The following is a 21,012-nucleotide window of genomic DNA, read 5'->3' as shown; positions in this document are numbered from 1 at the left end:
GTAGCGTAAAGCGCTGCCGCCGAAAAAGGTGGACCAGCGGGTACAAGCCTGGCCTGCCGCGGCTGTACACCTACCGCCGACCTCAGCGGTGGGTGTGCGGCGCTCACGTAAATAGGGGGGAAGACAGATGCAGATCATTGAACCGGCAGTGCGCGGCTCGCAGCAGATACAGGTGCTGACAGCTCTGTGGGATCGGTCGGTGCGGGCGACCCATACATTTTTGAGCGATACAGATAGAGCAGCCATCGCCCTGGAGGTACCTGGGGCATTGGCCGCCGTGCCACAGCTGGCAGTGGCGGTCGCCGCGGACGGGGCGTTATTGGGTTTTATGGGAGCAAACGACCGCCACCTGGAGATGCTGTTTTTAGACCCGGCTGCCCGCGGGCAGGGGGTCGGCGGCACGCTGCTCCGTTACGGTGTTCGGCGCTGGCAGCTAGAGACGCTCACCGTCAATGAGCAAAACCATGCGGCAGTGGGGTTTTACCGGCACATGGGGTTTGTTGCAGAGCGCCGTAGCGACACCGATCAGCAGGGGCGCCCCTTTGCTCTGCTGTATATGCGCCGGGCTGATGAGAGCACGGCACAGCTGCCAGCCGCAACTGGCGGTGATTGTTGCGGTGACTGATGCCGGGCAGGATAGTCTAGAGGGCAAAAAGGGGTACAGTACCGCTGATTAAGAGCAGCAACGATAAAGAAGAGGGCCGATACCTGTTGGAGGTATCGGCCCTCTTCGTCATAGCTATTTGGGTGGTCAGCATGGGCCGCGGTGCACTGCTGATCGGGGGCCCAAGATGCCGTAGGCGATGAGGGTAGCCGCCGCCAGCCCCAGACCCACATAAAATTCTGGATAGGCCAGATGAAAGCTCTGAGACAGCGAAAATGCCCCGCTGACCGTCTCGATGTGCCAGGTGAGGAAATAGGCTGCTTCCAGTGTGGTGATACCGCCCATACCCAGCCAGAATAGCGGCACCCGGTATTTACCGGCGGTACATAGCCCCAACACCGCTATCGCCAGGCAGAGCAGTGTGCGTGGATCTTGCAGTACCAATGTGCCCGATATCTCCTGCACGCCGCGGGCACCGCCAAACCAGGGCAGAAACATTGCCGCAATGCTGGCCGTGAGCAACAGACCCACCGCACATTTTCTAACTGGTGACATCTTGTACCCCTCCTTTGATTTAGGTGTGTGCTGTTGTATGGCCTGGTGAAAAGCGCGAAAAACTCGTGCGGAAGCTCTGCAAGCCCGGCCTGTTCATTAGCTGGCCCTGATTTTAGAGATGTGTGGCGGCCATAGATAGCGCTGGCAGGCGCGATGCTACAGGCCGACATTTGACTTTAGGGCGATCTCGCAAAAGATGTTTGCCGCTGCTCTTCCTGCGCGTGGAGCAGGAGACTATCTAAATATGAATATATTTTTAATTGGATGACCCCGGAAAACGGCAGGGACATTTCAAAAGCGCACGATCAAATTTTACATAAAAAACAGATCAAAAACTGGCGTGTGCATAGATCTGTATACTTTTTATTCCCTCTATTTTTTACCGTACAGTATTTTTAGTGATCATAAAATAGAAAATATGAAATGCAGATCTTTTTATCAGTATAACAGCTGATCAGCGGTGATACAACGGCAGCGGTGGGCAAACTATCGATAGGGATGTTGCTGTATCGGCAGTATTTTTGCGTAGCGGCAGGTAGCCTAGTTGCTGGCGGCCGGGCCGTACTTTGCGAAAACAGGTAAGATCTGTGGGCCGGTCTACCCACAGTTGCAGTGCTGTATCTGCTGCAGGCCGAATGCCTGCAGGGAAAAGAAACAGTACCTTGCCCACGGTATAAAAACGCGGTATGTAAATTTTATAAAGATGGAATACGGCGCCGTGGACGCAGTCTACTGCTTATCTGCCGTACAGCTTACTGCGGCAAAAAAGCACCGATCAGCGCAGATTGTGCCAAAATTCAACCCCGTCCAAAAGTTACCTTAGAGAGCGTACACCTAACACCTGCCTTACATAAAAATTTGCCGGTGAGCGGCTGCGCGTCATGCAAAACTTGCCGCACATATTCGCCGGAGCCAGGCAAACACTGATACTGTCTCACCGCGCAGAAGAAAAGCTTGGCGGCGGGGCCATCAATCGCCGCGCCTGCACGCTGGCAATCAGTTGGGTGCACCGCGCTGGGCTAAACGGTACAGGGGGTCGCTATCTATGCTAAAAAAACACCGCGGGGAACATGAGCCCCGCCGGCCGGTGAAGCTACCGGCCATGTTCCAGCGCCGGGCGGGCATCAAGGGCTGGGTGCAGCGGCTGGCTGCCGCTGCTTTGGTGGTTACGATGCCGCTGTTTGGTGCTGTGAGTTACTACCAGAAAACACTGCCCGACAGTTTTTACATGCAGTCGGCAGACTCGGCCTATTTTTCGGGCAACGAGCTGCTGCATTTTTCCAGCGGTACCGGCCAAAAAGCGGCGGAGGCCAGCACCGGCCTCAATCAAAACTTTTTTACAGATGTAAACCTATTTGGAGTCATCCCCATCAAAGACGTCCACGTCTCGGTGGCCGATAAGCCGCAGGTGGTAGTTTCGGGCGAGCCGTTTGGGGTGAAGATGTTCACCGACGGCGTGGTCGTGGTGGGCATCTCACCGGTTCAGACCAAGTCGGGCAGCGAGAACCCCGGCGAGAAGGCGGGGCTGAAAGTGGGGGACGTCATCGTGCAGGTAAACAGCCAGACGGTCAAGTCTAACGACGATCTCATCGCGCTGGCCCGCACCGGAGACAAGCTCAACATCCACTACCGCCGCGACGGATCGGACGGGTATACCAGCATCCAGCCGGTAGAATCTAAAGACGGCGGCTACAAGATCGGTATCTGGGTGCGCGACTCCACCGCCGGCATCGGCACCATGACCTTTATCGACGCCACTCGCGGCGTATTTGCCGGCCTGGGGCACGGCATCAGCGATTCCGACACCCGGGAGATCATGCCGCTGGAAAACGGCGAGATCGTCGATGCGGCGATCAGCGGAGTTAAAAAGGGAAAGGCGGGCACCCCCGGCGAACTGCGCGGCAACTTTTTTAACAGCAGTGTTTTGGGCAGCCTCAAGCAAAACGGCGAGACCGGCGTGTATGGCCAGTACTACCGCCAGGCAGAAGGGGAGACGCTGCCCATCGCCTACAAACAGGAGGTAAAAGCCGGTGCCGCCCAAATCTTGACGACCATCGACGGCGAGACCCCGACCCTATACGACATAGAAATCGAAAAAGTGGGGCTAAACGACCGCGAAAAGACGCGGAACATGGTCATACACATTACAGACGGTATACTTTTGTCGAAAACAGGGGGCATCGTGCAGGGCATGAGCGGCAGTCCCATCCTGCAAAATGGGCAACTTGTCGGGGCAGTCACCCACGTTTTGGTCAATGATCCAACCCGCGGCTACGGCATATTCGCTGAAAACATGTACGATACTGCCCGACAAATTGAGGGGAATGCCCAATAGAAATGTCCCTATTCTACAGTCGGTAAAATATTTTTCCGAAATCCAATATTTTCCAGCTAATTCTATTGACATATTTACAAATAATGGTAAAATACTGGTATAGATTACAGTAGCTACACAAATTCTATCAAACGCACCGCAAACTGCAGGGTCTCTGCTTATGATATCGCCCGTCTGTGCGCCTTTATGGCAGGCGGCGACATCTATTGCGAAAGACCGGCAGGCCGCCACCTGCATGTCCCGGCGGCACACCTTGACGGGTGTGCCTGCGGTGTGTACAGTTACAAGTAATAGAGGACACCGCGTTTGGCCACGGCAGGGGCACAGGGTCAGTTTTGAGCTCCAAACCAGATGCGCGGCGGCAGCTCCAAAAACAAGGTGGGGGCGCCTCTCTCGCAGCAGTAGTCACTTTTATGTAGCAACTTCCAGATGAAAGGACCCCTCTGCCATCAGGCACCGAGGCCCGTTTTGTCTGGGGAAATACAAAGTGCCGGTTTTAATAGTTTAGGAGGAAGATATTGTGAACAAGGTATCCGTGTTGATCGCAGACGACAGCGCCGAATTTGGCAGGGTTTGTGCAGATGTACTCAAATCTAAGGGGTTTGAGGTCCAGACGACCAAGAAAGACGGCAAACAGGTGCTCGAGCACATTTCGGCCGACCATCCGCAGGTAGTTATCATGGACGCCTTTATGTCCGGCTTAGATGCCATCGCCGTTATGCAGGCGGTAAAGGAGTCGGGCGCTGAGAAGAGACCGGTGTACATCTGTGTATTGAGCTTTAACAATTTTGCCATCGAGAACCAGCTGTTGGCTGCCGGCTGCAACTACTGTGCCATCCAGCCGTTCGATATGGATGTCCTCTCTAAACGCATTGCCAGCCTGTGCGGTATGAGCGAGGCAGGCCCCGCCGGCACCTTGGCTCCCGCTCCGGTCACCGCCACCGACCTGGAGATCTCTATCACCGAGACACTGCACATGATCGGGGTGCCCGCCCATATCAAGGGCTACCACTACATCCGCGACGCCATCCAGCTGTGCATCGAGAACAGTGAGATGCTGGGCTCGGTGACCAAGCTTTTGTACCCCACCGTAGCCAAGATGCACGGCACCTCTGCCTCCCGCGTGGAGCGCGCTATCCGCCACGCGATCGAGGTGGCCTGGGACCGCGGCGATATCGACGTGCTCAATACCTACTTTGGCTATACGGTCAACGCGCTGCGGGGCAAACCCACCAACTCTGAGTTTATCGCCATGATCGCCGACCGCATGAAACTGTCGCTCAAAAAAGGCATGACCGTCTGACCATAAAGACCATAAGACCATGTATACAGTAGCAGCACCCCCATACACACAGACATCTTGCGCTTCATCACGAGAGCGCAAGATATTTTTTTGCCCGTAGCCCCGACACCTCTGTTATCGTGCGGGCCCGCCGCACCGCCAACAGGGGACACGTGGATACGGGGACACGGTGGCAGGCCGAATACGGATCTGGTGCTAAGAGCGGTGAACGCTTTACTGGGCAAAAGTACGGATTCGTCTGATTTGCCGATTGACCTGCTCTTTGTAGATCTTTCTAAATTTTCCAGCTCGCAGTCTGCTTTTTTCCATGCCTCACCCATCAATCCCCATTTGTCCTTTGTCTTATAAGGTGGTATAATAGGGGAAATCCCGAATGTCGGGATTTCTTTTGCCCACTTAAAAGGTTTAAAGCGATAAAGCGATCGGGCTCTGGCCCCGCTTTTAGGAGGAATACCTATCGATATCCAGTCTATCCCCCGCATGACGGTCATCACCGGCCACTACGGCAGCGGCAAGACCAATTTTGCTGTCAATATGGCCCTGCAGCTGGCACAGGCCGGCCAGCAGGTAACGGTGGTCGACCTAGACATTGTCAACCCCTATTTCAGGACCAGCGATTTTCGCGATCTGTTTTTTAAAAAGGGGGTCGACATCATCGCCCCTATGTATGCGGGCACCAACTTAGATATCCCCGCCATCACCGCCGAAGTCCAGTCGGTATTTGCCAAAAAAGAGGGCTATACCATCTTTGACGTGGGCGGGGACGATGCCGGTGCCGCTGCTCTGGGCCGCTACCGGCAGGAATTTTTAAACTGCGGCGCCGCCCACTGGTACGTGTGCAACTGTTACCGCTACCTGACCCGACAGCCCGAAGAGGCGCTGGCGGTGCTGCGGGAGATCGAGGCCACCTCTCGCCTGCCGGCTACCGGCATCATAAATGCCTCGAACCTTTCTTACGACACCACAGCAGAGGACATTTTAAATGCTCAGCCCTTTGCTGAGCAGCTGGCGCAGTTGAGCCAGCTGCCGTTGGTGACCACTTTGGTCGAGCGCGCGCTGTACCCACAACTCAGCGCGCTGATAGAGCGCATCACCCCGGTCGACATTTATGTTGGCCCGGTGTGGCAGCGCCGAGATATGGAGGAATAGAGATGGCGAAAATCACCGTGAACACCGATCTCTGTAAGGGCTGCGGCCTGTGCGTACAGGCCTGCCCCAAGCAGATCATTGCCTTGGCGCAGGAGCTACTCAACGCCAAGGGTTACCACCCGGCCCAGTGCATAGATGAAGGCGCCTGCATCGGCTGCGCCATGTGCGCGACCATGTGCCCCGATGTGGCCATCACTGTAGAAAGGTAAGGTAGGGAGAGTATGACAGACAGAGTTTTAATGAAGGGAAACGAAGCCTTGGCCGAGGCCGCCATCCGCGCCGGCTGCCGCCACTTCTTCGGTTACCCCATCACCCCGCAGACAGAGGTATCGGCCTACATGGCCAAGCGCATGCCCAAGATCGGCGGCACTTTTTTGCAGGCTGAGAGCGAAGTGGCGGCCATCAACATGGTGTTGGGCGCTGCCAGCACCGGCAAGCGGGTCATGACCTCCTCCTCCTCGCCGGGCATCAGCTTAAAGAGCGAAGGGATCTCGTACATAGCCGGCTCTGACCTGCCCTGCCTCATCGTCAACGTGATGCGCGGCGGCCCCGGTCTGGGTGGTATCCAGCCTTCGCAGGCCGACTACTGGCAGGCCACCCACGCCTCTGGTCACGGCGACTTTTTCAACCTGGTATTTGCCCCCAGCACCATTCAGGAGATGGTGAACCTTACCTTTACCGCCTTTGATCTGGCCGACAAGTACCGCATGCCGGCCATGATCCTGGCCGACGGTATGCTGGGCCAGATGATGGAGCCGGTGGAGTTCCCCGAAGTACAGGCCCACCCGATCGAAAAACCCTGGGCCACCACCGGCCACGGCGGCAAGCGGCCCCACAACATCGTAAACTCGCTGTACCTAAAGCCCGAGGACCTGGAAGACCTGGTGCGGCAGCGTTTTGCCCGCTATGAAGTGGTAAAAGAGAACGAGGTGCTGGTGGAGAGCCAGTACACCGAGGACGCCGATATCGTAGTGGTGGCCTACGGCGCCACTGCCCGCATCGTCAACAGCGCGGTGAAATCGGCCCGCGCCAAAGGACTGAAAGTCGGTGTGATACGGCCCATTACGCTGTGGCCGTTCCCCGAGAAGGTCATCGCCCAGGCGGCAGACAGCTGTAAAGCTATGCTGTGCGTGGAGATGAGCATGGGCCAGATGGTAGACGATGTGCGCCTGGCGGCGAACGGCAAAGTGCCGGTGCACTTTTTCGGCCGCACCGGCGGCGTGATCCCCACTCCGGCCGAGGTGCTGGCCGAGATCGAAAAAATCGCAGGAGGTGTGCAATAATGGCCATCGTATTCCAAAAACCCAAAGCGCTTACCGACGCTGTGTTCCACTACTGCCCCGGCTGTACCCACGGCATCATCCACCGCCTGGTGGCCGAGGTGCTCGACGAGCTTCAGATCGAGGACAAAGCGGTGGGGATCGCCCCGGTGGGCTGCGCCGTTATGGCCTATGACTACTTTACCTGTGACATGATCGAGGCCCCGCACGGCAGAGCGCCGGCAGTGGCCACCGGCGTAAAGCGCGCCCTGCCCGACGGGGTGGTGTTCACCTATCAGGGCGACGGCGACCTGGCCGCCATCGGCACCGCCGAGACGGTCCACGCAGCCACCCGCGGTGAGAACATCACCGTCATTTTTGTCAACAACGCCATCTACGGCATGACCGGCGGCCAAATGGCCCCCACCTCGCTGCCGGGGCAGATCACCCAGACCACCCCTTACGGACGCGACACCTCTACGGCCGGTTACCCGGTGCGGGTTTGCGAGATGCTCTCGACTTTGAGCGGCACCGCGCTGGCACAGCGGGTGGCTGTGGACAGCGTGCCCCACGTGAAAGAGGCCAAAAAGGCCATTAAGAAAGCATTCCAGAACCAGATCGACAAAAAGGGTTTCTCGATCGTCGAGATCCTCTCGAGCTGCCCCACCAACTGGGGCCTGTCGCCGGTAGAGGCACTGGATTGGCTGCGCGAGAACATGCTGCCCTACTACCCGCTGGGCGTTTATAAAGACATTGACGGGGAGGCGAAATAAGATGACCCACAATATTTTGCTGGCCGGCTTTGGCGGTCAGGGCATCCTTTTTTGCGGCAAAGTATCGGCTTACGGCGGACTGATGGCCGGTAAACAGGTGTCGTGGCTGCCTTCGTACGGGCCCGAGATGCGCGGCGGCACTGCCAACTGCAGCGTGTGTATCTCTGATGAGCCTATCGGTTCGCCGTTGGTGCTGGCACCGGACCTGCTGCTGGTCATGAACAAGCCTTCGTACGACAAGTTTATTCATACCGTTACCCCCGGCGGTACGGCGGTGGTAGACAGCACCCTGATCGCTGACCGCGACGAGGTAGAAGGGGTGCACATCCACTATGTGCCCGCCACCGCGCTGGCCGAGGAGCGGGGCTTAAAGGGGCTGGCCAACATCGTGCTGTTGGGCAAGCTGCTGGGGGAGACCCAGTTCCTCACTCTCGATGAGATCAAAAAAGGTATCGAGAAGAGCGTTCCGGCCTCTAAACAACATCTGGTCGAGAAAAACTTTGAGGCCATCCAATTGGGTATGAGCCTGTAACAGAAAAAAGAGAGAGCCGGCGGACCCGAAAATGGGCCGTCGGCTCTTTTTATTTTAGGTGGCGTGCTGCCGCTACCTGCTCGGTCGGGCCTATCGGGTACCGGGCGTTTGACCCGACGCGGCACACCAGCAGGGGGCTGACAAAATGGGGAGAAGGACACTGGTGCCGACAGAGGCGGCTGGCACACCACAGCAGGGTCGCGGCGCGATCTGGCAGCCCGTGGACGTGGACCAGTGCTCAGGCGGATACGGGACACAGCTGGCCGAGCTCGGCGCACAGATTAAACGGCAAGCCCGGCAGCAAGCGGATCAGCTTCCCCGGAGTGACGCCAGCGCGAGGTGTACAAATGCAAACAGCACGGCACTGATCGGCACCGGTCAATCATGAGCCGGCGGCATAGACGGCAGCCAACAGATAGAGGCAAAAGTGCAGACCCTCCGCAGGTGCGGTGAACACCAGCTGGCCGGGCATTGTGTGTACGGTGTGTGCCCCCATCAAAGGGGTGAAACAGCACTGACATCAGCGCCAGAACCAGAACGAGTACAGATTCAGACCGGCAACAGCTAACAGCGCTCGCCGCGGCGGGTGCTGCCGGGCCCCGCCAAGCTCGAGACCGGGCCGACTGCTCTGCGGGGCGCACAGCCAGAGCGCACCGGCCAGAAGCCGGCGATAAGCAGTGTTTTGGGCGGCGGCCACCGACCAGACCAGCTGCCGGGTGGCGGGCAGCGCTATGCCGATTACCGCCGTATAGCCGGTTTGCGGCAAGAGAGCCGTCAGTCGGCGGCGGCGCCTACAGCGGGAGGCAGGCGCAGGAGGTACTGGGGTACTGGTAGGGCCTTACTGGCTGGCGAGTGGCGGCTTATTACCGGAGCTGGTATCGGTACGCAGGGCATACCCTGCTTTGGCTACCGCTTGGCGCAATACCCCGGCAGAGAGCGGGCGTTTGGTGTGTACCACTGCCTGCTTTTTTCCCAGGTGGACCTGGGCGTATACCCCATCGATGCCGTTGAGCGCATTCTCGACCCGGACGGCGCAATTTTTGCAGGTCATGCCCTCTACGGCAAAGGTGTGGCTGTACGGGTAGTGCCGCAGGTCGCGGTCAGCCACCGGCGTGCGCTGTACGCGGCTCTGGTCGCCGCCGGCTCCACAGCAGCCCGAGGCCAGCTTTTTACAGTAGTGGCGCACAGCAAATACAGCCAGCAGCAACAAAACGGCGCAGACGATGACAGTAGGCATGATCGGTCCCTCCCAAATGATGATCACGGTGGTTAGTTTAAGCTAACTATTGGCTAAAAAGAACAGCGCACGGCGGCACTTGACAATAATAACTATACGCCCGGCCCGCACTGCTGTCAAGTGCTGTGCCGCCGGCTGCGGGTATGAAGGGACATTTGACAGGCGCTGCCCCAGCGGGTACACTGGGGAGCAGTGCCCGCACACCGACTTCAAGGCCTGTGGAGCGGCAAAATTGAGAGGAGCGTTGTGGCATGCAGACGACACAGATCGATACTGCCGCGGCGGCCGGCATCCGATCAGCGGTGGAGCAGCCGCTGGATGCGCCGCTGGTGCGCGGATTTTCTGGCGCCTTTTTAAAAAAGCTGGCCATGGGCCTGATGGTCATCGATCACCTGGGGGCTATACCACTGATGGCACTGGTGACAGTATGGGGGCAAAAAGGCTGGCCCGGCCTGATGTGGCTGGTACAGGTGAGCGGCTTTTTTCGCGCGGCGGGGCGATTGGCGTTCCCCATCTTTTGCTTTTTGGTGGTGCAGGGGTTTACCCACACCCGCAGTTTTGCCAAATACGCCGGCCGTTTGGCGCTGTTTGCGCTGCTCTCGGAGATACCGTTCGACTTGGCTGTAAACGGGCGCTGCTTTGACTGGAGCGGGCAAAATGTGTTTTTTACACTGCTGTTGGGCCTGGTGGCAGTGTGGTGGCTGCGCCGTTTTGCCGCTCAGAAATGGCTGGCAGCCGCCGGGCTGCTGGCCTGTATGGCGGCCGCGTGGCTGATACGATGTGACTACAGCTTTTTGGGGGTGGCCCTGATCGCGCTCTTTTATCTGCTGGCCGACCGGCCGCGGCTGTTGTGGCCGCTGGCGACCATACTTTTGCTGGTGGGCAATGTGGCGCTCTATTTTGTCAGCGACTTTTTGCCCGGCGACCCGCTGCCGCTGACTTTGGTGTTTTCACTGGGCAGCGGCATCACCGAGAGCACGGGAGCGCTGGCTTTTGCCATCCTGCACTGCTATAACGGCCAAAAGGGGCGGCAGGGGCACGGCTTTTACCTGTTTTACCCGCTGCAGTTTTTGGTGATGTGGGGGCTGGCACTGCTGGTGCAGCTGCTGGCCTGAGCGATGAAAAAAAGGAGTGCCGCGGTCATGACCGGCAGCGATGACCGCGACGTATAAAGAGCCGGGGCTGCAAACAGCAGTCCCGGCTCTTTATCGCCTGTGGATCGTTTGTCAAAGAAGGTTAAGTAGTTGCCCGACAGTCGGCAGAGCGCTTGAACGGTACTTCTTTAGAACGGGCAGGTCTTGAGGATGGCTTTGACCATTGTGCGGAATTTTTCGCGGTCGGCGTGCAGGGCAAAGTAGCAGTTGGGCGCGTCTTTGTCGATCTTCTGGCGCATATCCAGACAGGTCTGGCCATCGGCGTAGCCGCCGGAGATATCGACGTGGCAGTTGACGTGTACCACTTCGGTGAGCACGCTGGGATCGAGCAGAGCGCAGACGGCTAAAGCGTCGTGGATGGGAGCGCCGCCAAACGCCTTCATGTCGGCGTCGTTGGCATAGCCCTTGATGCGCTGTTCCACCAGGTCGGCCACGGCTGTAGCGGCGGTGTTCTGGTACGAGCGCAGCTCGGCTACATCCTCTAAATTGAGGTAGGTCTCGTGGGTGGCGTCGAGCGGGACCAGCGTGACTTTGCAGCCGGCGGTGAGCACGATCTCCAGCGCCTCGGGATCGACCCAGACGTTGTACTCGGCCATGGGGGTAGTGTTATTGACCAGGTAGCCGCCGCCCATGATCATGATCTCCTCGATCCCCTGCACTACGCGGGGGTCGCTGCGGATAGCCATAGCGATGTTGGTCAGCGGGCCGACGGGGATGAGCGTGATCTTTTCCTGGGTGTGTACCAGCGTGTCGATGAGCCACGGCACAGCGCCCACAGGCTCTTCTTTTAAGCTGGTCTCGGGGAACGGGAGATGGTCGCCGTGGATCAGCGAGGTGACACCGGTCATTTTGCCCTCACGCCAAGGGATATTGGGCTTGCGGCCGGGGGTGAGCGTGGCGACCATGGGGTATTCACAACCCTTATATACCGGCACATCCGACTTCATCAGCTGTTTTACCCGCAGGGTATTGTCGGTGGTGAGTTTTACCTCCCGATTGCCGTTGACCGAGCACAGGCCCAATACCTCGAACTCGGGGGACAGCAGCGACAGGATGATGGCAACGGCGTCGTCCGAACCGGTATCGACGTCTAAGATCACTTTTCTAGGCATAAGAGTGTTCCTCCTTTTATCTGCATCAGAGCGGTGTGTTTTACCGGGTGGCTTTTTTCATGATAGCCAGGATCATATCTTTAAACTTCTCGCGGTCGGCGTGCATGGCAAAATAGCAGTTGGGGCCGTCTTTGGTGGTGCGCATACGGCGGTCCAGGCAGGTCTGCCCATCGGCGTAGCCGGCGGCGATGTCCACATGGCAGTTGACGTGCTCTACGTCTACCAGCACGGTCGGGTCGATGAGCGCACAGACAGCCAGCGCGTCGTGGATGGGGGCGGCGGCGTACTCTTTCATATCTACATCGTTGGCGTACCCGCGCGAGCGCTTTTCAATGATGGCGGCCACGGCGGCGGCCGTCTTGGTGCCGTAGGAGCGCAGCACCTCGGCGTCTTTGACGGTGAGGTAGGCCTCGTGGGTGGCATCGAGCGGGACCAAAGTGATCTTGCAGCCGGACTGCAGCACCACTTCCATCGCCTCGGGGTCGACCCAGATGTTGTACTCAGACACTGCCGACGAGTTGTTGGTGATAAAGCCGCCGCCCATGATCATGATCTCCTCGATGTTCTCGCAGATACGGGCGTCTACGCGCATAGCCATGGCGATATTGGTGAGCGGGCCCACGGGGATGAGCGTGATCTTTTCTTTGGTGTGCAGCAGCGTGTCGACCAGCCAGCTCACCGCGCAGGTATCCTGCTCTTTTAGATCGGTCTCGGGGATCTCGAGGTGATCGCCGTGGACCAGTGCCTCGATACCGGTCATCATGCCTTCACGCCAGGGGATATTGGGCTTGCGGCCGGGTTTTAAAGTGGAGACCATGGGGAACTCGCATCCCTTAAAGACGGGGATCTGGGGCATCCCCAGCAGATCGAGGACCCGCAGCGTGTTGTCGGTCGTAAGCCGTACCTCGCGGTTGCCGTTGACGGTACAGATGCCGAGGACATCGAATTCCTCGGGTGACAGCAGCGCCGTGATGATAGCGACGGCGTCGTCCGAACCGGTGTCTACATCCAGTATGACTTTTCTGGGCATAAGAGTGACCTCCTTAAATTCTGCGGCTGGGTGCCGCTTGACGTTCTCTTGGGAGCAGCTCGCCCCTTCGAGTACCAGTATAGTGAAATCGGCAGTTGTTACAAGGACATGTGTCCCAGCTTAAGATATTTGTGCAGATAGTATATCTGGTGCGGCGGCAATTTGGCTGTCCTCTACATGCGACATGCGCCGCCCCTGTGCAGGGGGACCGACGCGCGGCCGGTACACAAAAAAGAGCCCCACCGTACGGCGGGGCTCTTTTTTACTCGATATCCAGTTCGGGCGGCACATCCAGCTCGTCAGAGACGTATTTGCCGTTTTTCTTGCGCTGGCGCACGCATTCAGAGAGCAGGTACTCGATCTGACCGTTGACCGAGCGAAAATCGTCTTCGGCCCAGGCGGCGATCGCATCGTACAGTTTGGCGGAGAGACGCAGAGGCACCTGCTTTTTGGGCTGTTTTTGCACGGCAGCCATTTTAGTACAGGCTTCCCGAGTTGACGATGGGCTGGGCGTCGTGGTTGCCGCAGAGCACCACCAACAGATTGGAGACCATGGCGGCTTTGCGCTCTTCATCCAGCTCTACGACCTGATTTTCGCCCAGGCGCTCTAGGGCCATCTCGACCATGCCCACCGCGCCGTCGACGATCATTTTGCGGGCGTCGATGATGGCTGAGGCCTGCTGCCGCTGCAGCATGACGGCGGCGATCTCCGGCGCGTAAGCCAGGTAGGTGATGCGGGCTTCGATGATCTCGAGCCCGGCCTCGGCTACCTTTTGCTGGATCTCGTCGCGGATGCGGGCAGCTACGATCTCGCTGGAGCCGCGCAGGCTGCCCTCGTCGGCCACCCCGTCGCCGGTGGTATCGACGCCCGGGGCGATATCATAGGGGTAGATGCGTACGATGTTGCGCAGGGCGCTGTCGCACTGCAGCGAGAGGTACTCTTTAAAGTTGTCGACACAAAATACCGCTTTGGCGGTGTCGACCACCCGCCACATGACGGCGATGCCGATCTCTACTGGATTGCCCAGGCAGTCGTTGATCTTTTGGCGGCTGTTGTTGAGGGTCATGATCTTTAAAGAGATCTTGCGGTTGGCCAGCTCGGCCCCGGTGGCCGAGACAGCGGCGGTGTTAAAGATCACCGAGGTTTTGGCGCTGCCGCCGTCCACGTCGCCGCTCTGGCTGAGTTTGGTCTTGGCGGCCGGGTTGACACTGGAGCAGAAGGGGGTTACAAAGTAAAAGCCCTCACTCTTGAGCGTGCCGATGTATTTGCCAAACAGGGTGAGCACCAGCGCTTCTTGCGGTCTCAATACCTTTAGGCCCAGCAGCGGTATCCAGCCCAGGCTCAGCCACAGGATACTCACTACCAGCAGCACCACCCCAAAGGCGCCCGGCAGCAGCATACCGCCGCCCACACATCCGGCGACCGCCAGCAGGTACAGCACCACGGTCACCAGCAGCACAGCCATACCGTTTTTCTTGTTTTGCAGCACGATCTCTTTCACGGTAGTTCCCCCTTATACAGATCATTTCTGTTTGATATCATTATAATATCACTTCGATCTGTTTTGTCAAGTACATCTAAAAAATATGTTGGGGAGGTACGCAAAAAGGCGGCACAGCTGGGTTGCTGTGCCGCCGGGGAAGCGGGTCGCGGCGACCGATTGGCCGCTGCCAAAAGGGCCGCTTTACAGCGCGGTGAGATCGGCGCAGAGCGCAGCGGTATCGTCCTCGGTGGTGGCCCAGCTGGTGCAGATACGCACTGCGCTGTGGCGCTCGTCTATACGGCCCCAGTAAGAGAAGGCGTATTTTTGCTGCAGCGCCGTCAGCGCCTCGTCGCTGAAGATGTAAAACAGCTGGTTGGTGCCGGTGACCACCAGCGGGGGGATACCTTTTTTCTGGCAGGTGGCGGCGATGCGGTCGGCCATCTCTACGGCGTGGCGCGACAGCTGGAAGTACAGCCCATCAGAGAACAGCGCCTCGAACTGCAGGCCCAGCAGTTTACCTTTGGCCAGCATGCCGCCGCGCTGCTTCATCAGGTAGCGAAAATCGGGCAACAGCTGGGGGCGGCACAGCACCAGTGCCTCGCCAAGCAGCGCCCCCTGCTTGGTGCCGCCGATATAAAAGCAGTCGCACAGCGCGCACAGGTCGGCCAGGTCGAAGTCGCATCCGGCGGCGGCCAGCCCGTAGCCCAGGCGCGCCCCGTCGATATACAGGGGCAGATGATTTTTACGGCACACCTGGTACAGCGCCGTCAGCTCGCTTTTTTGGTAGATGGTGCCCAGCTCGGTGGGCAGCGAGATATAGACCATGCCCGGCTGTACCATGTGCTGGTGGGTCTCGTCGTGCCAGTGCTCGTCCAGGAGCGCCTCTACCTGGGCGGCGGTGATCTTGCCGTCGCTGCTGGGGAGCGTGAGCACCTTGTGGCCGGTGGCCTCGATAGCGCCGGTCTCGTGGACGCCGATGTGGCCGCTGGCGGCACTGATGACCCCCTGATGGGGGCGCAACAGACCGGAGATCACCGTCAGGTTGGTCTGGGTCCCGCCCACCATAAAGTGGACCTCTACCGGGGCGCCGCCGCAGGCCTTACGGATGAGAGCCCGGGCGCGGTCGCAGTGGCTGTCCTCCCCGTAGCCGGGACACTGCTCCAGGTTGGTCTGCTGCATGAGTTCCAGAATGCGGGGGTGGGCCCCTTCGCTGTAGTCGCAGTTAAAACGGATCATGTGATGTTCCTCCTGTCGTTGCGGTATGTTTGGCTGTTTTTTAGCATACCCCATAGGGAAGAGGACTGTCAACTTGCCGCAGTACCGATATAAGTGGAGCTATACCATCTTTTTATCAGCTATTTATATACTGTGTATATATTAATGGAAAATAGCTGGCATATATAAGCGCACACTGTTATAATGAAAACGAAATATGCGCCGGGAGCAGAGCACAGCGTCCCCGGTGGCCAGGCGGGAGGTGTGCGTTTGCTCAAATCACTGCGGCGCTATAAAGAGCGTTTTACCATCGCCATGCGGGCGGCCGGCATCTGCGTGTACGAGGTGGACCTGAAAAACCAGCGCTATACCTTTTTTGAAAATGCAGAGGCGATCTTTGGAAAAGACGGCGACACGATCTTGCGCGATGTGGCCGCCTTTAGCGATCTGTCGCCGCAGGCATACTGCCGTGCGGTGTCGGGTTACTTCTCCCACCCCGACGACCACCCCACCGTGGCGCGCGCATTTGCGGCGGTGCTGGCGGGGCAGCCGGCCTCGTATCAGGCGCGCATGTGCGCCGGTGACGAGGACTATACCTGGTGCAAGATCGATGTGGTGCCCATCTTACAAGACGGGGAGCCCGCCTTTATGGTGGGGGTGGTCTCGAATATCGACCCGCTCAAGCGCCGGGCCGACTTCTTTGAGACAGCCGCCCACATGGACCCGCTGACCGGCCTGTATAACCGCCGCTATGGGGAGGCATATATCGAGCGTGTGCTGCGCCGGGAACCCGGCGGCCCCCACGCGCTGCTGCTGGTGGACCTGGATGCTTTTAAACAGCTCAACGACACCCACGGCCACACCGCCGGCGACGGTGCGCTCAAGCAGGTAGCCGACCAACTGCGGACCGCTTTTGGGCCCGAGGCGATGATCGCCCGCTGGGGCGGCGACGAATTTGTGGTGTTTGCCCATGGGACCGAGTGGTGCGGGGAACTGCCGCGGCAGATAGACCGCTTTTTAAAAGACCCGCTGCAGTGGGGGGCCACCAAGAGCATGGGGTTGGCCCGGTGGCCGCAGCACGGAAAAAGCTATCAGGCGCTTTTTAGCGCAGCTGACGCCGCGCTGTACCAGGCCAAAAAGCGCCGCAGCTGCTGCGTGGTGGCGGGCCCGCAGTGAACGGGCAGACAAGATAGAACAGATAGATGTGATCAGCGCCCCGGGCGCCTTCTTACAGAGGAGGTGCCCGGGGCGCTGTTTGTGATGTACATAGTACGGCAGGGGCTACAGGCCCCGCGCCTTTAGATCTCTGACAAGACCGATATAGAACTCGCGCACATCGAAACCGGGGATATCTTCACGCATAAGATCGATCATGTCGCCGTGGGAGATGCCCCGCTTGCCGCCGGCGCGCAGACAGCCTAAAAATTTGCCATATTGGGCGGACGGCAGGGCCACCAGACCGTCGTTTTCGGCCCGGTCATATTTTTTGACCAGCCGGTAGCTGAGATTGAGCGGCGGGGCGGCACTGCCCGGCCTTTTCATCACCGACATCGCGCTCTGGTACAGAATACCGTCGCTGGCGGGCATCTGCTGGGCCAGCTGGGCGCAGCGCTGGGCAGTTAGGTCCTGCACCCCGGCCATAAAGTCGGGGTCGTCATCGCCCAGTTTGGCAAACAGTTTGTTGTAGCGGGTGGCGATAAAGCGCACCAGACCCCCGGGCAGCTTTTTTAGCAGCACCTGGGCAAACACACAGCCCCGGTGTGGGGTGTTGATGGTGGTGAGCGAGGCGACCCGTGGCGCCAGCCCCAGACAGCTGATGGCATAACGGGCATCGAGCCCGCCTTTGGAGTGGGCGATGATATTGACCTTTTCGCAGCCGGTAGCCGCTACGACCCGCTCGATCTGCCGGGCCAGTTCGGCGGCGCTGCGGGCCACGCTGGCGGCCGATTGCTGCTGCCCGTAAAAGATGGTGGCCCCATTTTGAATGAGCGCTTTGGGGATGCGGCCCCAGTAGTTTACGAGCTGCCAATCTCTGAAAAAGATACCGTGCACCAGCAGCAGCGGGTAGCGGGTGGCACAGACCTGGCTGTCGCGGCGCAGGACCTGCAGTTGGGCGCGGGCGGCTTCAAACCGGTACTCGGCCTGGGCCAGCGAACAGGCCTTGATGAGCAGCAGCGGACCGACCACCGGCACCCACCAGCATAGCAGGAGCAGCACCCGCCAGAGGATGCGCAGCCGCTGGCAGGTGAACATCAGCCGCAAAAAGCCGTTTGTAAGCAGTGCGGCCACCAGCAGCAGTGACAGCGCGATCGCCCCGATGCGCCGCCCCAGTGAAAACAGGTGTTTCCAGCGGGTACAGGCCGACACGAGCAGCACCGGCTGCACCAGCAATACCGGGCAGGAGAGCACCAGCAGCTCGCGCCCGCCCATCATGACCTGCAGGCGGCCGCCTTCGGGCAGCCTGCGGGGGCGGATGTGCAGAGCCAGATAGAGCGCCGTCAGCAGCGCGGTAAAAGCGATATGCAGCCACAGCGGGCCACCGGCCAAGCCCACCCACAGCGGTGTGTTGATGAGCGATAACAACCCGGCTGCCGCCAGTGCCCGCTTTGCTGCCAACATGCTTTTGAGCTCCTTTCGGTGACGCGCTTTGCGCTGTATCGATAACCATATTATAGCACTTCGCAGCGCGGCTGGCAAAACAGGAGCTGCGGATCGGTGTGGTGCTGGAGCCGGGCTGCGCGGCGAGGGATGGGCGAAATATGGGGTGAGGGGCGTTTTTAGGCGGTGGACGCAGCTGATAAAGCCGCCGACAGCTGCGCTTTTGCCGCAGTTGCCGACGCGGTGTGTAAAAGCGCGCCGCACCACCGGTACCGCCGCTGTCGCCGAGACATAAACTGGAGTGCTGTCAGCACATAGGAAAGGAGATAGCGATATGCCCAATCACCACGAAGATGTATTCTTCACCAATATCCGCTGTAACTGCCACCAGGATGAGGAGAACCTGGTGGATTGCCCCGACCGCCACTGCGACTGCTACGAGGAGTTCCCGGTGGAGCGCCCCGAGCCGGAGGAGCCGGGCTGCGGCTGTGGCGGCAGACCCGATCACGACCACCATCACCGCCCGGACGGCGGCTGCGGTGGACGCCCTGAACCCGAGCCGGAGGAGCCGGGCTGCGGCTGTGGCGGCAGACCCGAGCCTGATCCTGACCCCGACGAGTGCCCCGATATCCACTGTGATACCGACCACGGCCCTGGGCCGTATGTGGCCAACATCGAGACCGCGGCACAGAAGAACTGTGATTTCCGCACTGCTTACTGGACCGGCGAGTACCTGCAGATGACGCTGATGTCTATTCCGGTGCGCGGCGATATCGGCTTGGAGATGCACCCGGATACAGATCAGTTTATCCGCGTAGAAGAAGGAATGGCCACCGTTAAAATGGGCAGCTGCCGCACACATATGACCTACCGCAAGCAGCTCTACAGCGGTTACGGCGTGTTCGTCCCCGCCGGTACCTGGCATAACATCGTCAACACCGGCCGCCGCCCGCTGAAGCTCTCGTCTGTGTATGCGCCGGTACACCATCCCCGCTGCACCGTACACCCCACCAAAAAAGACGCCCAGTAGAGCGCCTTCTGACAGCAGACCAGGGGCGCCGGCGGGCGCCCCTACATAACCGGGCATATCTGCACTCGGCGGCGTGTAGCACTGCGATACAGCAAATACAGCGCACACCGCAGGATAAGGCCGACAGCTTTTTAAAGGCTGCCGGCCTTATTGGCGTAAAAAAATACCCCGCCGCGCGGCGTAGCCGGCAGGCGGGGGGAGCGCGCAACAGAAAAAAGGGTCAGGTTTAGACATCGAATACTAAAAATATACAGGGCGAACTATGAGATATAGTCTTGGGTAAAAGCGCATGAATTATATGACAGTTCTGAGAGCGGTACCAAATACAAATATGCAGTAAGTTTCCCCTAAGCAATTGGGGCTATTTTTGTGTTATTTCATAAATGTGTAGATTATGTACCATCGTCCATTGTAGACAGAGACCAAATTGACATAAAATCTCAACAGAGAACGCTGAGGAGGTGTAATATGTCAATACATGAAATATTTTCTCAAAAAGTGCGGCAATATCGCGAGGAAAACCATCTGACACAGGCCAATATGGCCGAAATGTGCAATATTTCTATCGAGTATTACCAGCGTATCGAACACGGCCGAGCCAATGTGGGGTTGGATAATGCCGTGTTCATCGCCACAGTGCTTGATATAAGTATAGATGCCCTCAAGGAAGAGGTGCGCCGGCAGCAGGCGCGGGAAGACAGGCAGTGACTGCCCTTTAAAAAGGCAGGTACATAGCTGACCAGCGCCGCGGCAGACCTGGCCGGCTGTCGGTATGCCGGCAATTCGCCGTATACGTACACATACACATAGAGAAATGTATGAACTCGGCCGGCGGCCTCGATCGGACTGTCGGGAGCAACGCTATATGCGGTACGCCCCCAATACGCACCTGCACCTCACTGGGTGCAGGGCCTTTTTATATGGGCGCGGCAGTAGGGCGGGGACAGAGTGGCAGACGCCTGTGTGACATCTGCTGAAACGAGATACCTCCATAAAAATAAATGGCGGCACTCAGTGTGTCAGCGCGCGTCGGCCGGCCCGCTATGGGGGTTAGAGCGCAGTTCCTTTACGGGGGACAAAGAGCCCCGATAGATCTACCTGCTCCAATTTGAGCAGGGCGATCTTTTTATCGATGCCACCTGCATACCCCGTCAGGCTGCCGGTGCTGCCGACCACGCGGTGGCACGGGACGATGATAGAGATGCTGTTGTGCCCCACAGCGCCGCCCACTGCCTGGGCCGACATGTGCGGCAACCCGTTTTGCGCGGCGATCTGGCGGGCGATCGCCCCGTAGGTCGTAGTCTGTCCGTATGGGATGTGGCAGAGCACCTCCCATACAGCCAGCTGAAACGGGGTGCCGACCATGTGGACAGGCGGCAGCTCACCCGGCTCCCGGCCAGAAAAATAGGTGTCTAACCAGCGCTCTGTCTTTACAAAAATGGGGTGGTCTTGCCGGTGCTCTTGCGCGAAAAGATCGGTGGGAAAATACTTTTCGCCCTCAAACCACAGCCCGGTCAAGCCGATGTCGTCACCGGCCAGTAAAATGTTGCCCAGCGGTGTTTTACATGTTCGGAGGTACAGATGCTGCATGGGTCTCATCCTCTCTTTTCTCATTATAAACGGCAATAGATCTACCTAGCGG

General features: G+C 58.7%; 21 protein-coding genes. 12 read left to right on the top strand and 9 right to left on the bottom strand.

Annotated features, from left to right (window positions below; genetic code table 11):
* The first annotated feature begins 127 nt into the window (after window positions 1-127).
* Window positions 128-625, top strand: coding sequence for a GNAT family N-acetyltransferase (locus tag C6Y32_RS08315; protein ID WP_105204846.1), 498 nt, complete (start codon window positions 128-130; stop codon window positions 623-625).
* A gap of 126 nt (window positions 626-751) precedes the next feature.
* On the opposite strand, the gene C6Y32_RS08310 is transcribed toward C6Y32_RS08315, so the two are convergent.
* The gene (locus C6Y32_RS08310) at window positions 752-1,159 is read right to left on the bottom strand and encodes a hypothetical protein (protein ID WP_129589419.1); all 408 of its coding nucleotides are present in this window, start codon (window positions 1,157-1,159) and stop codon (window positions 752-754) included.
* A 1,045-nt stretch (window positions 1,160-2,204) separates the two neighbouring features.
* Here C6Y32_RS08310 and spoIVB point away from each other — a divergent pair.
* The 7 genes from spoIVB to C6Y32_RS08275 all read left to right on the top strand — a co-directional run bounded on the left by spoIVB (window position 2,205) and on the right by C6Y32_RS08275 (window position 8,510).
* Window positions 2,205-3,494 (top strand): SpoIVB peptidase, encoded by a 1,290-nt coding sequence (spoIVB, locus tag C6Y32_RS08305; RefSeq protein ID WP_105204844.1) that lies wholly within the window; start codon window positions 2,205-2,207, stop codon window positions 3,492-3,494.
* Window positions 3,495-4,014: 520 nt separating this feature from the next.
* Window positions 4,015-4,797, top strand: coding sequence for a sporulation transcription factor Spo0A (spo0A, locus tag C6Y32_RS08300; RefSeq protein ID WP_306418972.1), 783 nt, complete (start codon window positions 4,015-4,017; stop codon window positions 4,795-4,797).
* A 429-nt stretch (window positions 4,798-5,226) separates the two neighbouring features.
* On the top strand, window positions 5,227-5,946 hold the full coding sequence (locus C6Y32_RS08295; protein ID WP_306418974.1) for a nucleotide-binding protein: 720 nt from the start codon (window positions 5,227-5,229) through the stop codon (window positions 5,944-5,946).
* 2 nt (window positions 5,947-5,948) lie between these two features.
* Window positions 5,949-6,155: a 4Fe-4S dicluster domain-containing protein gene (locus tag C6Y32_RS08290; protein WP_105204841.1), complete on the top strand. Its 207-nt coding sequence runs from the start codon at window positions 5,949-5,951 to the stop codon at window positions 6,153-6,155.
* A gap of 12 nt (window positions 6,156-6,167) precedes the next feature.
* Window positions 6,168-7,229, top strand: coding sequence for a 3-methyl-2-oxobutanoate dehydrogenase subunit VorB (locus C6Y32_RS08285; RefSeq protein WP_105204840.1), 1,062 nt, complete (start codon window positions 6,168-6,170; stop codon window positions 7,227-7,229).
* Entirely contained in the window at window positions 7,229-7,978 is a 750-nt protein-coding gene (locus C6Y32_RS08280; RefSeq protein WP_105204839.1) for a thiamine pyrophosphate-dependent enzyme, read from the top strand. Before C6Y32_RS08285 ends, C6Y32_RS08280 begins: the two co-directional genes overlap by 1 nt.
* Window position 7,979: 1 nt before the next feature.
* A complete protein-coding gene (locus tag C6Y32_RS08275; protein WP_105204838.1) occupies window positions 7,980-8,510 on the top strand; it encodes a 2-oxoacid:acceptor oxidoreductase family protein in 531 nt (176 codons plus the stop codon).
* 838 nt (window positions 8,511-9,348) lie between these two features.
* On the opposite strand, the gene C6Y32_RS08260 is transcribed toward C6Y32_RS08275, so the two are convergent.
* Entirely contained in the window at window positions 9,349-9,747 is a 399-nt protein-coding gene (locus C6Y32_RS08260; RefSeq protein ID WP_105204835.1) for a heavy-metal-associated domain-containing protein, read from the bottom strand.
* Window positions 9,748-9,998: 251 nt separating this feature from the next.
* On the opposite strand from C6Y32_RS08260, the gene C6Y32_RS08255 reads away from it, so the two are divergent.
* Window positions 9,999-10,862, top strand: coding sequence for a TraX family protein (locus tag C6Y32_RS08255; RefSeq protein WP_105204834.1), 864 nt, complete (start codon window positions 9,999-10,001; stop codon window positions 10,860-10,862).
* Window positions 10,863-11,029: 167 nt separating this feature from the next.
* Here the strand turns inward: C6Y32_RS08255 and C6Y32_RS08250 are convergent, their stop codons facing one another.
* From C6Y32_RS08250 to C6Y32_RS08230, 5 genes are all read right to left on the bottom strand, one after another.
* Complete coding sequence (locus tag C6Y32_RS08250; protein WP_105204833.1) at window positions 11,030-12,013, bottom strand: nucleoside hydrolase; 984 nt, start codon at window positions 12,011-12,013, stop codon at window positions 11,030-11,032.
* 40 nt (window positions 12,014-12,053) lie between these two features.
* Window positions 12,054-13,043, bottom strand: coding sequence for a nucleoside hydrolase (locus C6Y32_RS08245; protein ID WP_105204832.1), 990 nt, complete (start codon window positions 13,041-13,043; stop codon window positions 12,054-12,056).
* A gap of 262 nt (window positions 13,044-13,305) precedes the next feature.
* A complete protein-coding gene (locus C6Y32_RS08240; protein ID WP_178089869.1) occupies window positions 13,306-13,518 on the bottom strand; it encodes a type II toxin-antitoxin system antitoxin in 213 nt (70 codons plus the stop codon).
* A gap of 1 nt (window position 13,519) precedes the next feature.
* Entirely contained in the window at window positions 13,520-14,545 is a 1,026-nt protein-coding gene (locus C6Y32_RS08235; RefSeq protein WP_105204831.1) for an SPFH domain-containing protein, read from the bottom strand.
* Window positions 14,546-14,728: 183 nt separating this feature from the next.
* On the bottom strand, window positions 14,729-15,763 hold the full coding sequence (locus C6Y32_RS08230; protein WP_105204830.1) for a threonine aldolase family protein: 1,035 nt from the start codon (window positions 15,761-15,763) through the stop codon (window positions 14,729-14,731).
* A gap of 249 nt (window positions 15,764-16,012) precedes the next feature.
* Here C6Y32_RS08230 and C6Y32_RS08225 point away from each other — a divergent pair, with 249 nt between their 5' ends.
* Window positions 16,013-16,918, top strand: coding sequence for a sensor domain-containing diguanylate cyclase (locus tag C6Y32_RS08225; RefSeq protein ID WP_164998189.1), 906 nt, complete (start codon window positions 16,013-16,015; stop codon window positions 16,916-16,918).
* A gap of 105 nt (window positions 16,919-17,023) precedes the next feature.
* Here C6Y32_RS08225 and C6Y32_RS08220 read toward each other — a convergent pair whose 3' ends face one another.
* A complete protein-coding gene (locus tag C6Y32_RS08220) occupies window positions 17,024-18,361 on the bottom strand; it encodes a lipase family alpha/beta hydrolase (protein WP_105204828.1) in 1,338 nt (445 codons plus the stop codon).
* 313 nt (window positions 18,362-18,674) lie between these two features.
* On the opposite strand from C6Y32_RS08220, the gene C6Y32_RS08215 reads away from it, so the two are divergent.
* Entirely contained in the window at window positions 18,675-19,370 is a 696-nt protein-coding gene (locus C6Y32_RS08215; protein ID WP_105204827.1) for a cupin domain-containing protein, read from the top strand.
* 468 nt (window positions 19,371-19,838) lie between these two features.
* Window positions 19,839-20,078: a helix-turn-helix domain-containing protein gene (locus C6Y32_RS08210; protein ID WP_105204826.1), complete on the top strand. Its 240-nt coding sequence runs from the start codon at window positions 19,839-19,841 to the stop codon at window positions 20,076-20,078.
* 342 nt (window positions 20,079-20,420) lie between these two features.
* On the opposite strand, the gene C6Y32_RS08205 is transcribed toward C6Y32_RS08210, so the two are convergent.
* On the bottom strand, window positions 20,421-20,960 hold the full coding sequence (locus C6Y32_RS08205; RefSeq protein ID WP_105204825.1) for a methylated-DNA--[protein]-cysteine S-methyltransferase: 540 nt from the start codon (window positions 20,958-20,960) through the stop codon (window positions 20,421-20,423).
* Between the last annotated feature and the right edge of the window lie 52 nt (window positions 20,961-21,012).

Origin of the sequence: Neobittarella massiliensis (ex Bilen et al. 2018), assembly GCF_900289145.1 — a bacterium.
Taxonomy (GTDB): Bacteria; Bacillota; Clostridia; order Oscillospirales; family Ruminococcaceae; genus Neobittarella; species Neobittarella massiliensis.
This window is presented reverse-complemented; position numbering and strand designations above follow the sequence as displayed.